This window comes from Pseudomonas rubra (assembly GCF_028656935.1).
Lineage (GTDB): Bacteria > Pseudomonadota > Gammaproteobacteria > Pseudomonadales > Pseudomonadaceae > Aquipseudomonas > Aquipseudomonas rubra.
In genome coordinates this window covers 1-15,783 of sequence record NZ_JAMDGZ010000057.1, presented here as the reverse complement: position 1 = coordinate 15,783, position 15,783 = coordinate 1, and the positions used below count along the sequence as shown (strand labels likewise).

Genomic DNA, 15,783 nt, shown 5'->3' with positions numbered 1-15,783 from the left:
GGCGGTCGTACCGTCGGCGCTGGTGTAGTAGCAAAGATTATCGAATAAGTAGTTGATTTCTCTCGATCAGGCCGGCATAATGGCCGGCCTGATAAGCTTTTAGGTCAGTAGCTCAATTGGCAGAGCGACGGTCTCCAAAACCGTAGGTTGGGGGTTCGATTCCCTCCTGACCTGCCAGATTCACCTCGTGTGTCTGGCTTTCTTTTCACAGGATTTTCCTAGATGACTCCCAAGGCTGAAGCCCAAGACTCTCGTTTTGATCTGCTCAAGTGGCTGGCTGTTGTCGCTTTGGTGGTTGTTGGTGTTGTGGGTAATCACTATTACTCCGCTTCGCCGATTCTGTACCGCGTACTCGTCCTGCTTGCCCTGGCAGCTGCAGCTGGCTTCGTTGCCCTGCAGACCGCTAAAGGCAAGTCGTTCTTTGCGCTGGCAAAGGAAGCTCGCACCGAGATTCGTAAAGTCGTATGGCCAACCCGCCAAGAAACCACGCAGACCACGCTCATCGTAGTGGCGGTTGTCCTGGTGATGGCGTTGCTGCTGTGGGGTCTTGACTCCCTGCTGGGTTGGTTGATTTCCTTGATTGTTGGCTAAGGGTGTCCCGTGGCTAAGCGTTGGTATGTTGTGCATGCTTACTCGGGTTACGAGAAGCATGTAATGCGCTCGCTGATCGAGCGCGTAAAGCTGGCTGGCATGGAAGATGGCTTCGGCGAGATTCTGGTCCCCACTGAAGAAGTGGTTGAGATGCGCAATGGCCAGAAGCGCAAGAGCGAGCGTAAGTTCTTCCCAGGTTATGTGCTGGTCCAAATGGACATGAACGAAGGGACTTGGCACTTGGTCAAGGATACCCCGCGCGTCATGGGCTTCATCGGTGGTACTGCAGACAAGCCTGCGCCAATCACCGACAAGGAAGCTGAGGCCATTCTGCGCCGCGTCGCTGATGGTAGCGACAAGCCGAAACCAAAGACTCTGTTCGAGCCGGGCGAAGTTGTCCGTGTTATCGATGGTCCGTTTGCTGATTTCAACGGTACCGTTGAAGAAGTTAACTACGAGAAGAGCCGGATCCAAGTGGCCGTGCTTATTTTCGGTCGCTCTACTCCGGTAGAGCTCGAGTTCAGCCAGGTCGAGAAGGTCTAGCCGAACAATGCATCCCATACCCCGCAGCCCTATGTGCTGCGGGGTTTTGTCGTCACTGGGATAAAACGCAAGTCATCCGGGGAGCCTTCTGGCGTTCGTACCCGATATTGGAGTAGCTCATGGCTAAGAAGATTCAGGCTTACATCAAGCTGCAAGTAAAGGCCGGCCAGGCCAACCCAAGCCCACCCGTTGGTCCAGCACTGGGTCAACACGGTGTGAACATCATGGAATTCTGCAAGGCCTTCAACGCCCGTACTCAGGGTCAAGAAGCCGGCCTGCCGACTCCTGTGATCATCACTGTTTACAGTGACCGCAGCTTCACCTTCGAAACCAAAAGCACCCCTGCTTCGGTTCTGCTGAAGAAAGCAGCTGGCCTGACCAGCGGTTCTGCACGTCCGAACACCGTTAAAGTCGGTACTGTGACCCGTGCTCAGTTGGAAGAGATCGCAAAAACCAAAAATGCTGATCTGACCGCTGCTGACATGGATGCGGCCGTGCGTACCATCGCCGGTTCCGCTCGCAGCATGGGCCTCAACGTGGAGGGTGTGTAATGGCTAAGCTGACCAAGCGCCAAAAGGCCATTGCTTCGAAAATCGAAGCAGGCAAAGTCTACAACTTCGAAGAAGCAGCAGTGCTGCTGGCCGAACTGTCCACCGTGAAGTTCAGCGAATCCTTCGACGTTGCTGTCAACCTCGGCGTTGACCCACGTAAATCCGACCAGGTCGTTCGTAGCGCTACCGTGCTGCCACACGGCACTGGCAAGACCGTACGTGTAGCTGTCTTCACCCAGGGTCCAGCTGCTGAAGCCGCTCTGGCTGCCGGCGCTGACCGTGTAGGCATGGACGATCTGGCTGCCGAAATGAAAGGCGGCGACCTGAACTATGACGTCGTTATTGCCTCCCCGGACGCAATGCGTGTTGTGGGTCAGCTGGGTCAGGTTCTGGGTCCTCGCGGCCTGATGCCTAACCCGAAAGTCGGTACCGTAACTCCAGACGTCGCCACCGCGGTTAAAAACGCCAAGGCTGGTCAGGTTCGTTATCGCACCGACAAAAACGGCATCATCCACACCTCCGTTGGCAAAGTCGGCTTTGAAGCTGGCAAGCTGAAGGAAAACGTTGAAGCCCTGATCGCTGATCTGAAGCGTATCAAGCCGGCTTCCTCGAAAGGTATCTACGTCAAGCGCGTTACCCTGAGCACCACTATGGGCCCAGGTCTGGTCATCGACCAGAGTTCGCTGAGCGCGTAAGACAAATCCCGGTGTGAGCGATCGCACCAGGTTGAAAAATTGGGGTCCCTGCCTGGCGGGGGCTATCCAAGACCGTAGGCGACGCAAGTCTTAAACCACAAGCCTACGCAGATGGTGCCCCTGGTCCCTTACGGGGCCAGACACCAAAACGACATCCGGCTTCGGTTGGATGAAACGGTAACAAGCAGGAGTTTTACCCGTGGCAATTAAACTCGAAGACAAGAAGGCCATCGTCGCTGAAGTCAACGAGGCTGCCAAAGTCGCCCTGTCTGCTGTCGTGGCTGATGCCCGTGGCGTGACTGTAGGCGCAATGACCGGACTCCGTAAAGAGGCTCGTGAAGCTGGCGTTTACGTACGTGTTGTACGTAACACCCTGCTCAAGCGCGCTGTTGCTGACACTGAATTCAGTGTCCTCAACGACGTGTTCACCGGCCCTACCCTGATCGCGTTCTCCAACGAACACCCGGGCGCTGCTGCTCGTCTGTTCGCTGAATTCGCCAAGGGTCAGAGCAAGTTCGAGATCAAGGCAGCTGCGTTCGACGGCAAGTTCCTTGCCGCAAACCAGATCGACGTGTTGGCTTCCCTGCCGACCCGCGACGAGGCTATTGCGAAGCTGATGAGCGTGATCCAAGGCGCGACCAGCAAGCTGGCCCGCACTCTGGCAGCCGTTCGCGACCAGAAAGAAGCTGCTGCTGCCTAAGGCACCGCAAGCCCTTTCGAAATCATACGTTTAATTTGATGGCTGCGTAGGCTGTCACCCCAATACAGGATTTAAGTCATGTCTCTGACTAACGAGCAAATCATCGAAGCAATCGGCCAGAAAACCGTTCTGGAAGTTGTTGAGCTGATCAAAGCAATGGAAGAAACCTTCGGCGTTACCGCTGCTGTTGCCGCTGCTGGCCCAGCTGCTGCCGCTGCCGTTGTTGAAGAACAAACCGAGTTCAACGTTGTTCTGAAAGCCGCTGGCGACAAGAAAGTAAACGTGATCAAGGCTGTTCGTGAACTGACCGGCCTGGGCCTGAAAGAAGCCAAGGAGAAGGTTGACACCGCTCCTCAGGTGATCCTGGAAGGCGTCGCTAAAGACGCAGCTGACAAAGCTGCAGCGGCTCTGACCGAAGCAGGCGCTGAAGTCGAAGTTAAGTAACTTTCGACTGTGCGTCTCCAGCCCGAGCGATAAGCGAAAGGCTGATGGCTGGTGGCTTTTGCCACCGGCCTTTTTCCGTTATTGGCAACTGACCAGGTCGGCGCCGATAACGAGCGGTAACCACCAATGATGGTGGCGCAAACCAAGGGGTTTGCACGATTTTCTGGCTGCTCCCGTCGGGAGAAGCCAAACAAGCAGGTGACCAAGCTGGGGAACGCTGATGGCTTACTCATACACTGAGAAAAAACGTATCCGCAAGGACTTTAGCAAGTTGCCGGACGTCATGGATGTGCCTTACCTCCTGGCCATCCAGCTGGATTCGTATCGTGAATTCTTGCAAGCGGGAGCGACCAAAGATCAGTTCCGCGACGTGGGCCTGCATGCGGCCTTCAAATCGGTTTTCCCGATCATCAGCTACTCCGGCAATGCTGCCCTGGAGTACGTTGGCTATCGTCTGGGCGAACCGGCTTTTGATGTCAAAGAATGCGTATTGCGTGGCGTGACCTATGCGGTTCCGCTGCGGGTAAAAGTCCGCCTGATCATTTTCGACAAAGAATCGTCGAACAAAGCGATCAAGGACATCAAAGAGCAAGAAGTCTACATGGGTGAAATCCCCCTGATGACTGAAAACGGTACCTTCGTAATCAACGGTACCGAGCGTGTAATCGTTTCCCAACTGCACCGTTCGCCGGGCGTGTTCTTCGATCACGACCGCGGCAAGACGCACAGCTCTGGCAAACTGCTGTACTCGGCGCGGATCATTCCTTACCGCGGTTCGTGGCTGGACTTCGAGTTCGATCCGAAAGACTGTGTATTCGTCCGTATCGACCGTCGTCGCAAGCTGCCAGCGTCGGTTCTGCTGCGTGCGCTGGGTTACAGCACTGAAGAAGTGCTGAACGCTTTCTACACCACCAACGTCTTCCACGTATCGGGCGAGAAGCTCAGCCTGGAGCTGGTGCCTCAGCGTCTGCGTGGTGAAGTTGCGGTCATGGATATCCATGACGAAACCGGCAAGGTCATTGTCGAGCAGGGTCGTCGTATCACTGCTCGCCACATCAACCAGCTGGAGAAAGCTGGCGTCAAGCAGTTGGACGTTCCGCTGGAATACGTCCTGGGCCGCACTACCGCCAAGGCGATCGTGCACCCGGCTACTGGCGAGATCCTGGCTGAATGCAACACCGAGCTGAGCACCGACGTCCTGGTGAAAATCGCCAAGGCCCAGGTTGTTCGCCTCGAGACCCTGTACACCAACGACATCGACTGCGGTCCGTTCATCTCGGATACCCTGAAGATCGACTCCACCAGCAACCAACTGGAAGCGCTGGTCGAGATCTATCGCATGATGCGTCCTGGCGAGCCGCCAACCAAGGATGCCGCCGAGACCCTGTTCAACAACCTGTTCTTCAGCGCCGAGCGTTACGACCTGTCGGCCGTTGGCCGCATGAAGTTCAACCGTCGTATCGGTCGCACCGAGATCGAAGGTTCGGGCGTGCTGAGCAAGGAAGATATCGTCGAGGTCCTCAAGACCCTGGTCGACATCCGTAACGGCAAAGGCATCGTCGACGACATCGACCACCTGGGTAACCGTCGCGTCCGTTGTGTCGGCGAGATGGCCGAGAACCAGTTCCGCGTTGGCCTGGTGCGTGTAGAGCGCGCGGTCAAAGAGCGTCTGTCGATGGCCGAAAGCGAAGGCCTGATGCCGCAGGACCTGATCAACGCCAAGCCGGTTGCGGCGGCGGTGAAAGAGTTCTTCGGTTCCAGCCAGCTCTCGCAGTTCATGGACCAGAACAACCCGCTGTCCGAGATCACCCACAAGCGTCGTGTCTCCGCACTCGGCCCTGGTGGTCTGACCCGTGAGCGCGCAGGCTTCGAAGTCCGTGACGTACACCCGACCCACTACGGCCGTGTGTGCCCGATCGAGACCCCTGAAGGTCCGAACATCGGTCTGATCAACTCCCTGGCTGCGTACGCTCGCACCAACCAGTACGGCTTCCTGGAAAGCCCGTACCGCGTGGTGAAAGAAGGCGTCGTGACCGACGACATCGTGTTCCTGTCGGCGATCGAAGAAGCTGATCACGTCATCGCCCAGGCTTCGGCCACGATGAACGAGAAGAAGCACCTGATCGACGAGCTGGTAGCGGTTCGTCACCTGAACGAATTCACCGTCAAGGCGCCGGAAGACGTCACCCTGATGGACGTTTCGCCCAAGCAGGTAGTTTCGGTCGCAGCTTCGCTGATTCCGTTCCTCGAGCACGACGACGCCAACCGTGCGTTGATGGGTTCGAACATGCAGCGTCAGGCTGTACCCACCCTGCGCGCCGACAAGCCGCTGGTCGGTACCGGCATGGAGCGTAACGTTGCCCGTGACTCCGGCGTTTGCGTCGTGGCCCGTCGTGGTGGCGTGATCGACTCTGTCGATGCCAGCCGTATCGTTGTTCGGGTTGCTGATGACGAAGTTGAAACCGGTGAAGCCGGTGTCGACATCTACAACCTGACCAAATACACCCGTTCGAACCAGAACACCTGCATCAACCAGCGCCCGCTGGTGCGCAAGGGTGACTCGGTTCAGCGTAGCGACATCATGGCTGACGGCCCGTCCACCGACATGGGTGAACTGGCTCTGGGTCAGAACATGCGCATCGCGTTCATGGCGTGGAACGGCTTCAACTTCGAAGACTCCATCTGCCTGTCCGAGCGTGTTGTTCAGGAAGACCGCTTCACCACGATCCACATCCAGGAACTGACCTGTGTGGCCCGTGACACCAAGCTTGGCCCAGAGGAAATCACCGCGGACATCCCGAACGTCGGTGAAGCTGCGCTGAACAAGCTGGACGAAGCCGGTATCGTTTATGTCGGTGCTGAGGTTGGCGCTGGTGACATCCTGGTCGGCAAGGTCACGCCAAAAGGCGAAACCCAGCTGACTCCGGAAGAAAAACTGCTGCGTGCGATCTTCGGCGAGAAGGCCAGCGACGTTAAGGACACCTCCCTGCGCGTGCCTACCGGCACCAAAGGTACTGTCATCGACGTACAAGTCTTCACCCGTGATGGCGTCGAGCGCGACAGCCGTGCGCTGTCCATCGAGAAGATGCAGCTGGACGAGATCCGCAAGGACCTCAACGAAGAGTTCCGCATTGTTGAAGGCGCAACCTTCGAACGTCTGCGTTCGGCTCTGAACGGCCAGGTTGTCGACGGTGGTGCAGGCCTGAAGAAAGGCACTGTGATCAGCAACGAAGTCCTGGACGGTCTGGAGCACGGTCAGTGGTTCAAACTGCGCATGGCCGAAGACGCACTGAACGAGCAGCTCGAGAAGGCCCAGGCCTACATCGTTGATCGTCGCCGTCTGCTGGATGACAAGTTCGAAGACAAGAAGCGCAAGCTGCAGCAGGGCGATGACCTGGCACCGGGCGTACTGAAGATCGTCAAGGTCTACCTGGCAATCCGTCGTCGCATCCAGCCGGGCGACAAGATGGCCGGTCGTCACGGTAACAAAGGTGTGGTCTCGGTGATCATGCCGGTCGAAGACATGCCGCACGACGCCAACGGTACGCCGGTCGACGTGGTACTCAACCCGCTGGGTGTACCATCGCGTATGAACGTTGGTCAGATCCTCGAAACCCACCTGGGCCTGGCGGCCAAAGGTCTGGGCGAGAAGATCAACCGCATGCTCGAAGAGCAGCGCAAGGTCATCGAACTGCGCAAGTTCCTCACCGAGATCTACAACGAGATCGGTGGTCGTCAGGAAGAGCTTGAGACCTTCTCCGACCAGGAAATCCTGGACCTGGCGAAGAACCTCAAAGGCGGTGTGCCAATGGCCACTCCAGTCTTCGACGGTGCCAAGGAAAGCGAGATCAAGGCCATGCTGAAACTGGCAGACATGCCAGAAAGCGGTCAGATGCAGCTGTTCGACGGTCGTACCGGCAACAAGTTCGAGCGTCATGTGACCGTTGGTTACATGTACATGCTCAAGCTGAACCACTTGGTGGACGACAAGATGCACGCGCGTTCCACTGGTTCTTACAGCCTGGTTACCCAGCAGCCGCTGGGTGGTAAGGCGCAGTTCGGTGGTCAGCGTTTCGGGGAGATGGAAGTGTGGGCGCTGGAAGCATACGGCGCGGCATACACCCTGCAAGAAATGCTCACAGTGAAGTCGGACGATGTGAACGGTCGGACCAAGATGTACAAAAACATCGTGGACGGCGATCACCGTATGGAGCCGGGCATGCCCGAGTCCTTCAACGTGTTGATCAAAGAGATCCGTTCGCTCGGTATCGATATCGATCTGGAAACCGAATAACACGTGACGCGAATCGGGAGCGAGGCTGAAAAGCCCGCTCCCTGCTCCGCCAGGAGGAAAGGCCTTGAAAGACCTACTGAATTTGCTGAAAAACCAGGGTCAAGTCGAAGAGTTCGACGCCATCCGTATCGGATTGGCCTCGCCTGAGATGATCCGTTCGTGGTCGTTCGGTGAAGTTAAAAAGCCGGAAACCATCAACTACCGTACGTTCAAGCCTGAGCGTGACGGCCTGTTCTGCGCCAAGATCTTTGGCCCAGTCAAGGACTACGAGTGCCTGTGCGGTAAGTACAAGCGCCTGAAGCACCGCGGCGTGATCTGCGAGAAGTGCGGCGTTGAAGTCGCCCTGGCCAAGGTTCGTCGTGAGCGCATGGCGCACATCGAACTGGCTTCGCCGGTTGCCCACATCTGGTTCCTGAAATCGCTGCCGTCGCGTATCGGCCTGCTGATGGACATGACCCTGCGTGATATCGAGCGCGTTCTCTACTTCGAGAGCTATGTCGTTATCGACCCGGGCATGACTACCCTGGAAAAAGGCCAGCTGCTCAACGATGAGCAGTATTTCGAAGCGCTGGAAGAGTTCGGTGACGACTTCGATGCCCGCATGGGTGCCGAGGCTGTCCGCGAGCTGCTGCACGCTATCGACCTGGAGCACGAGATCGGTCGCCTGCGCGAAGAAATTCCGCAGACCAACTCGGAAACCAAGATCAAGAAGCTGTCCAAGCGTCTGAAACTGATGGAAGCCTTCCAGGGCTCGGGCAACCTGCCTGAGTGGATGGTCCTGACCGTTCTGCCGGTTCTGCCGCCAGATCTGCGTCCATTGGTTCCGCTGGATGGCGGTCGCTTCGCGACTTCCGACCTGAACGATCTGTATCGTCGGGTGATCAACCGTAACAACCGTCTGAAGCGCCTGCTCGACCTGTCCGCGCCGGACATCATCGTGCGCAACGAAAAGCGCATGCTGCAGGAAGCGGTCGACGCCTTGCTGGACAACGGCCGTCGCGGTCGTGCCATCACCGGTTCGAACAAGCGTCCTCTGAAATCCCTGGCCGACATGATCAAGGGTAAGCAAGGTCGTTTCCGTCAGAACTTGCTCGGTAAGCGTGTTGACTACTCCGGCCGTTCGGTAATTACCGTAGGTCCGACCCTGCGTCTGCACCAGTGCGGTCTGCCGAAGAAGATGGCTCTCGAGCTGTTCAAGCCGTTCATTTTCGGCAAGCTGGAAATGCGTGGTCTGGCGACCACCATCAAGGCCGCGAAGAAAATGGTCGAGCGCGAGCTGCCAGAGGTCTGGGACGTTCTCGCTGAAGTGATTCGCGAACACCCCGTACTGCTCAACCGTGCACCGACCCTTCACCGTCTGGGTATCCAGGCGTTTGAACCGGTACTGATCGAAGGTAAGGCTATCCAGCTGCACCCGCTGGTCTGTGCTGCGTACAACGCCGACTTCGACGGCGACCAAATGGCCGTTCACGTGCCGCTGACGCTGGAAGCCCAGCTCGAAGCGCGCGCGCTGATGATGTCGACCAACAACATTCTGTCGCCAGCCAACGGTGAGCCAATCATCGTTCCGTCGCAGGACGTTGTACTGGGTCTGTACTACATGACCCGTGAAGCCATCAACGCCAAGGGCGAAGGTCGCGTATTCGCCGACCTGCAGGAAGTCGACCGGGTATTCCGCGCCGGCGAAGCTGCCCTGCACGCCAAGATCAAGGTTCGTATCAACGAAACCGTAAACGATCGTGATGGTGGCAGCGTCAAGAACACCCGTATCGTCGACACCACTGTCGGCCGTGCTCTGCTGTTCCAGGTTGTACCACCAGGTCTGTCGTACGACGTGGTCAACCAGCCAATGAAGAAAAAGGCGATCTCCAAGCTGATCAACCAGTGCTACCGCGTGGTTGGTCTAAAAGAGACCGTGATCTTCGCTGACCAGCTGATGTACACCGGTTTTGCCTACTCGACCATCTCCGGCGTTTCCATCGGTGTTAACGACTTCGTTATCCCGGATGAAAAAGCGCGCATCATCGGTGCTGCCACCGACGAAGTGAAAGAGATCGAGAGCCAGTACGCCTCCGGCCTGGTAACCCAGGGCGAGAAGTACAACAAAGTCATCGACTTGTGGTCCAAGGCGAACGACGAAGTGTCCAAGGCGATGATGACCAACCTCTCGAAAGAGAAAGTCATCGACCGCAATGGCGACGAAGTCGAGCAAGAGTCCTTCAACTCGATGTACATGATGGCTGACTCCGGTGCCCGGGGTTCGGCAGCTCAGATTCGTCAGCTGGCCGGTATGCGTGGTCTGATGGCCAAGCCGGACGGCTCGATCATCGAGACGCCGATTACCGCGAACTTCCGTGAAGGCTTGAGCGTACTTCAGTACTTCATCTCGACTCACGGTGCTCGTAAGGGTCTTGCGGATACCGCGTTGAAAACCGCGAACTCCGGTTACCTGACCCGTCGTCTGGTAGACGTTGCCCAGGATCTGGTGGTTACCGAGATCGACTGCGGTACCGAGCACGGCCTGCTGATGACGCCGCACATTGAAGGCGGTGACGTTGTAGAGCCGCTGGGTGAGCGTGTGCTGGGTCGTGTTATTGCCCGTGACGTGTTCAAGCCAGGCACCGACGACGTTATCGTTCCGGCCGGTACCCTGGTCGACGAGAAGTGGGTCGAGTTCATCGAGCTGAACAGCATCGACGAAGTGATCGTGCGTTCGCCAATCAGTTGCGAAACCCGCTACGGTATCTGCGCCAAGTGCTACGGTCGTGACCTGGCTCGCGGCCACCAGGTGAACATCGGTGAAGCTGTTGGCGTTATCGCTGCTCAGTCGATCGGTGAGCCGGGTACCCAGCTGACCATGCGTACGTTCCACATCGGTGGTGCTGCAAGCCGGACCTCGGCTGCTGACAGTGTCCAGGTGAAGAACGGTGGTGTGGTTCGTCTGCACAACCTGAAGCAGGTTGAGCGTGCCGACGGTAACCTGGTTGCCGTATCGCGTTCCGGTGAGTTGGCGATTGCCGACGAATTCGGTCGTGAGCGTGAGCGCTACAAGCTGCCTTACGGTGCAGTGATTTCCGTGAAGGAAGGCGACAAGGTCGACGCTGGCGCAATCGTCGCCAAGTGGGACCCGCACACCCACCCGATCGTTACCGAAATGAAAGGTATCGTGACTTTCGTGGGCATGGAAGAAAACATCACCATCAAGCGTCAGACTGACGAATTGACTGGTTTGACCAACATTGAAGTTCTGGACGTCAAAGACCGTCCGGCTGCAGGCAAGGAAATCCGTCCTGCAATCAAGATGGTCGATGCCAGTGGCAAGGATCTGTTGCTGCCAGGTACCGACGTACCGGCTCAGTACTTCCTGCCGGCGAACGCCCTGGTCGGCGTGGCCGACGGTGCACAGATCGGTGTTGGTGACGTTATCGCGCGTATCCCGCAAGAAACGTCGAAAACCCGTGACATCACCGGTGGTCTGCCACGCGTTGCCGACTTGTTCGAAGCGCGTCGTCCGAAAGAAGCTTCGATTCTGGCTGAAGTCAGCGGCACCATCGCGTTCGGTAAAGAGACCAAAGGCAAGCGCCGTTTGGTCATCACCCCGAACGACGGTACCGATCCGTACGAAGAGCTGATTCCGAAATGGCGTCACCTGAACGTCTTCGAAGGCGAGCAAGTGAACCGCGGCGAAGTTATCTCCGACGGTCCGAGCGATCCGCACGACATCCTGCGTCTGCTGGGTGTAAGCGCGCTGGCCAAGTATATCGTCAACGAGATTCAGGACGTTTACCGTCTGCAAGGCGTGAAGATCAACGACAAGCACATCGAAACCATCCTGCGTCAGATGCTGCGCAAGGTCGAGATTGCCGAGTCGGGTGATTCCAGCTTCATCAAGGGCGACCAGATGGAACTGACCCACGTACTGGTAGAGAACGAGCGCCTCGGCGCGGAAGACAAGTTTGTCTCCAAGTTCACTCGCGTACTGCTGGGTATCACCAAGGCCTCGCTGTCCACCGAATCGTTCATCTCGGCGGCTTCCTTCCAGGAAACCACTCGAGTACTGACCGAAGCGGCGGTAACCGGTAAGCGCGACTACCTGCGCGGCCTGAAAGAAAACGTGGTCGTGGGTCGTCTGATCCCGGCCGGTACCGGTCTGGCTTACCACAGCGAGCGCAAGCGTCGCCGTGATGCCGACAAGCCGCTGCGCGTAAGTGCCAGTGAGGTGGAAGCCGCACTGACCGAAGCGCTGAACTCCAGCGGTAACTGAAAGTAGGACGGGGCCCCGGTAAACCTGTTTTGGCCATCGGTGACATAATTTGTTGCCGATGACCGGAAGGGGAGAGCCGGGGCCTTGTCTTGACTGGGGGCAAGATCCTCTTTAGACTCTTGTACCCCTAAATTTGGTGGGACTTCGTCCTGCCAATTTTTGCTTTTCTTGCAAGACAATAGCGTCGCAAGACAACAGTGGAGCTAGTAGATGGCAACTATCAACCAGCTGGTACGTCAGCCGCGTAAGCGTATCGTCGAGAAATCCGACGTTCCTGCGCTGCAGAACTGCCCGCAACGTCGTGGCGTGTGCACCCGTGTGTACACCACCACGCCGAAAAAACCTAACTCGGCACTGCGTAAAGTATGCCGCGTGCGTCTGACCAACGGTTTCGAGGTTTCCTCGTACATCGGTGGTGAGGGCCACAACCTGCAAGAGCACAGCGTCGTCCTGATCCGTGGCGGCCGTGTAAAAGACTTGCCAGGTGTTCGTTACCACACCGTTCGCGGCTCCCTGGATACCTCCGGCGTCAAAGGTCGTAACCAAGGTCGTTCGAAGTACGGTACCAAGCGTCCGAAGTAATCGGCCGTTTGTAGCAGTTTGCAGTTATTCATTTTATTGAGTCGATAAGAGTAAGGTCGGGCACGCACCCTTAGGGGCACTGTCCCGGGCTAACCTGAAGACCGTTTGAGGGCTTATCAATGCCACGTCGTCGTGTAGCAGCCAAACGTGAGATTCTGGACGATCCAAAATACGGATCGCAGATTCTCGCCAAGTTCATGAACCACGTCATGGAAAGCGGCAAGAAAGCCGTTGCCGAGCGTATCGTTTACGGTGCACTGGACAAGGTCAAAGAGCGCAAGAACAGCGATCCCCTGGAAATCTTCGAGAAAGCTCTCGACGCCATCGCTCCGCTGGTCGAAGTAAAGTCGCGCCGTGTTGGCGGTGCCACTTACCAGGTTCCTGTTGAAGTTCGTCCTTCCCGTCGTAACGCCCTGGCAATGCGCTGGTTGGTAGACTACGCCCGCAAGCGTGGCGAGAAGTCCATGGCTCTGCGCTTGGCTGGCGAGTTGCTGGATGCCGCTGAAGGCAAAGGTGCTGCAGTCAAGAAGCGTGAAGACGTACACCGTATGGCTGAAGCCAACAAAGCGTTCTCGCACTACCGCTTCTAATTCTGGCATCACTATTTTTGCGAGGGCTCTATGGCTCGTACTACTCCAATCAACCGCTACCGTAACATTGGTATTTGCGCGCACGTTGATGCGGGCAAGACCACTACTACCGAGCGGATCCTGTTCTACACAGGTCTGAGCCACAAAATGGGCGAGGTGCATGATGGCGCCGCGACCACCGACTGGATGGTGCAGGAGCAGGAGCGGGGTATTACTATTACCTCCGCTGCCGTTACCACCTTCTGGCAGGGTTCCCGTGCTCAGTATGACAACTACCGCGTAAACGTCATCGATACCCCGGGCCACGTTGACTTCACCATTGAAGTAGAACGTTCGCTGCGCGTACTCGACGGCGCCGTTGTTGTTTTCTGCGGCACCTCCGGTGTTGAGCCTCAGTCCGAAACCGTATGGCGTCAAGCCAACAAGTACGGCGTTCCACGTGTTGTTTACGTGAACAAGATGGACCGTGCTGGCGCTGACTTCCTGCGTGTTGTTGGTCAGATCAAGAACCGTCTGGGTCACACCCCGGTCCCGGTTCAGCTGGCCATCGGTTCGGAAGATAACTTCCAGGGTCAGGTTGACCTGATCAAGATGAAGGCTATCTACTGGAACGACGACGACAAAGGCACCACTTATCGCGAGGAAGAGATTCCTGCCGATATGCTGGAGATGGCTAATCAGTGGCGCGCCAATATGGTCGAAGCCGCTGCTGAAGCCAACGAAGAGCTGATGAACAAGTACCTTGAAGAAGGTGAGCTGACTGTCGAAGAAATCAAAGCCGGTCTGCGCGCGCGCACCCTGGCCAGCGAGATCGTTCCGGCTGTTTGCGGTTCTTCCTTCAAGAACAAGGGTGTTCCTCTGGTTCTCGATGCTGTCATCGACTACCTGCCTGCTCCGACCGAGATTCCTGCGATCAAGGGTATCCACCCTGACCTGATCGAGAAGTCGAAAGAAGAGTTGGTCGAGGCCGACTACGACGAGCGTCACGCCGACGACAACGAGCCGTTCTCGGCTCTGGCGTTCAAGATTGCTACTGACCCGTTCGTGGGTACCCTGACCTTCGTGCGCGTTTACTCGGGCATGCTGCAGTCCGGCGACTCCGTGATCAACTCGGTCAAGGGCAAGAAAGAGCGCGTTGGTCGTATGGTGCAGATGCACGCCAACCAGCGTGAAGAAATCAAAGAAGTACTGGCAGGCGACATCGCTGCGCTGATCGGCATGAAGGACGTTACCACCGGTGACACTCTGTGCAACGCCGACAAGCCGATCATTCTTGAGCGTATGGACTTCCCGGAGCCTGTGATCTCGGTAGCTGTTGAGCCGAAGACCAAGCAAGACCAGGAAAAGATGGGTATCGCACTGGGCAAGCTGGCTCAGGAAGACCCGTCGTTCCGCGTCAAGACCGACGAAGAGACAGGCCAGACCATCATTTCGGGTATGGGTGAGCTTCACCTAGACATCCTCGTTGACCGCATGAAGCGCGAGTTCAACGTCGAAGCTAACATCGGTAAGCCGCAGGTCTCGTACCGCGAGCGGATCACCAAGTCCAACGTCGAGATCGAAGGCAAGTTCGTTCGTCAGTCGGGTGGTCGTGGTCAGTTCGGTCACTGCTGGATCCGTTTCTCGGAGCCGGACGTGGACGAAAAAGGCAACATCACCGAAGGTCTGGTGTTCACCAGCGAAGTCGTTGGTGGTGTGATTCCTAAGGAATTCATCGCCCCGATCCAGAAGGGTATCGAAGAGCAGATGAAGAACGGCGTCGTTGCCGGCTATCCTCTGATCGGCCTGAAGGCCACGGTATTCGACGGTTCGTACCATGACGTCGACTCCAACGAAATGGCGTTCAAGGTCGCTGCTTCGATGGCAACCAAGCAGCTGGCCCAGAAGGGCGGCGGCCAGGTTCTCGAGCCGATCATGAAGGTCGAAGTTGTAACCCCGGAAGACTACATGGGTGACGTGATGGGTGACCTGAACCGTCGTCGTGGTCTGATCCAGGGTATGGATGATTCGGTCTCCGGCAGGGTTATCCGTGCTGAAGTGCCGCTCGGGGAGATGTTCGGTTATGCGACCGATGTTCGTTCCATGTCTCAGGGTCGCGCAAGCTACTCCATGGAATTCTCCAAATACGCCGAAGCTCCGTCGAACATCGTCGAAGCTCTCGTTAAAAAACAAGGCTGATTCAGCCCCTTTAGGCTAGGAGTTCACTGTCGTGGCTAAAGAAAAATTTGATCGTTCCCTTCCGCACGTCAACGTTGGCACCATCGGTCACGTTGACCATGGTAAAACCACTCTGACCGCAGCTCTGACTCGCGTTTGCTCCGAAGTTTTCGGTTCGGCAATCGTCGACTTCGACAAGATCGACAGCGCTCCAGAAGAGAAAGCTCGCGGTATCACCATCAACACCGCACACGTTGAGTACAACTCGACCATTCGTCACTACGCTCACGTTGACTGCCCAGGTCACGCTGACTACGTGAAGAACATGATCACCGGTGCTGCCCAGATGGACGGCGCGATCCTGGTTTGCTC

The 15,783-nt window shown here is 57.0% G+C and carries 12 protein-coding genes and 1 tRNA gene; all 13 read left to right on the top strand.

The genetic code is table 11. The features are described from left to right. Positions 1 to 101 precede the first annotated feature (101 nt). Positions 102 to 177: transfer RNA gene (locus M5G17_RS23275), tRNA-Trp, on the top strand. Between the two features lie 45 nt (positions 178 to 222). Next, a complete protein-coding gene (gene secE / locus M5G17_RS23270) occupies positions 223 to 591 on the top strand; it encodes a preprotein translocase subunit SecE (protein WP_273895243.1) in 369 nt (122 codons plus the stop codon). 9 nt (positions 592 to 600) lie between these two features. Further along, a complete protein-coding gene (gene nusG / locus M5G17_RS23265) occupies positions 601 to 1,134 on the top strand; it encodes a transcription termination/antitermination protein NusG (RefSeq protein ID WP_010220294.1) in 534 nt (177 codons plus the stop codon). Positions 1,135 to 1,253: 119 nt separating this feature from the next. Further along, positions 1,254 to 1,685, top strand: coding sequence for a 50S ribosomal protein L11 (gene rplK / locus M5G17_RS23260; protein WP_010220295.1), 432 nt, complete (start codon positions 1,254 to 1,256; stop codon positions 1,683 to 1,685). Continuing rightward, positions 1,685 to 2,380, top strand: coding sequence for a 50S ribosomal protein L1 (gene rplA / locus M5G17_RS23255; RefSeq protein WP_010220296.1), 696 nt, complete (start codon positions 1,685 to 1,687; stop codon positions 2,378 to 2,380). The genes rplK and rplA overlap by 1 nt, the downstream gene beginning before the upstream one ends. A gap of 199 nt (positions 2,381 to 2,579) precedes the next feature. Further along, a complete protein-coding gene (gene rplJ, locus M5G17_RS23250; RefSeq protein WP_043861937.1) occupies positions 2,580 to 3,080 on the top strand; it encodes a 50S ribosomal protein L10 in 501 nt (166 codons plus the stop codon). Positions 3,081 to 3,158: 78 nt separating this feature from the next. Continuing rightward, complete coding sequence (gene rplL, locus M5G17_RS23245) at positions 3,159 to 3,524, top strand: 50S ribosomal protein L7/L12 (protein WP_130266522.1); 366 nt, start codon at positions 3,159 to 3,161, stop codon at positions 3,522 to 3,524. A 220-nt stretch (positions 3,525 to 3,744) separates the two neighbouring features. After that, the gene (gene rpoB, locus M5G17_RS23240; protein ID WP_130266521.1) at positions 3,745 to 7,818 is read left to right on the top strand and encodes a DNA-directed RNA polymerase subunit beta; all 4,074 of its coding nucleotides are present in this window, start codon (positions 3,745 to 3,747) and stop codon (positions 7,816 to 7,818) included. 64 nt (positions 7,819 to 7,882) lie between these two features. Beyond that, the gene (rpoC, locus tag M5G17_RS23235; protein ID WP_273895242.1) at positions 7,883 to 12,082 is read left to right on the top strand and encodes a DNA-directed RNA polymerase subunit beta'; all 4,200 of its coding nucleotides are present in this window, start codon (positions 7,883 to 7,885) and stop codon (positions 12,080 to 12,082) included. A gap of 210 nt (positions 12,083 to 12,292) precedes the next feature. After that, the gene (rpsL, locus tag M5G17_RS23230; protein WP_003186084.1) at positions 12,293 to 12,664 is read left to right on the top strand and encodes a 30S ribosomal protein S12; all 372 of its coding nucleotides are present in this window, start codon (positions 12,293 to 12,295) and stop codon (positions 12,662 to 12,664) included. 119 nt (positions 12,665 to 12,783) lie between these two features. Then, the gene (gene rpsG / locus M5G17_RS23225) at positions 12,784 to 13,254 is read left to right on the top strand and encodes a 30S ribosomal protein S7 (RefSeq protein ID WP_008089143.1); all 471 of its coding nucleotides are present in this window, start codon (positions 12,784 to 12,786) and stop codon (positions 13,252 to 13,254) included. Positions 13,255 to 13,284: 30 nt separating this feature from the next. Next, positions 13,285 to 15,432 (top strand): elongation factor G, encoded by a 2,148-nt coding sequence (fusA, locus tag M5G17_RS23220; RefSeq protein WP_273895239.1) that lies wholly within the window; start codon positions 13,285 to 13,287, stop codon positions 15,430 to 15,432. A 31-nt stretch (positions 15,433 to 15,463) separates the two neighbouring features. After that, on the top strand, positions 15,464 to 15,783 hold a 320-nt coding region (locus tag M5G17_RS23215), incomplete at its 3' end, for a GTP-binding protein (RefSeq protein ID WP_273895238.1).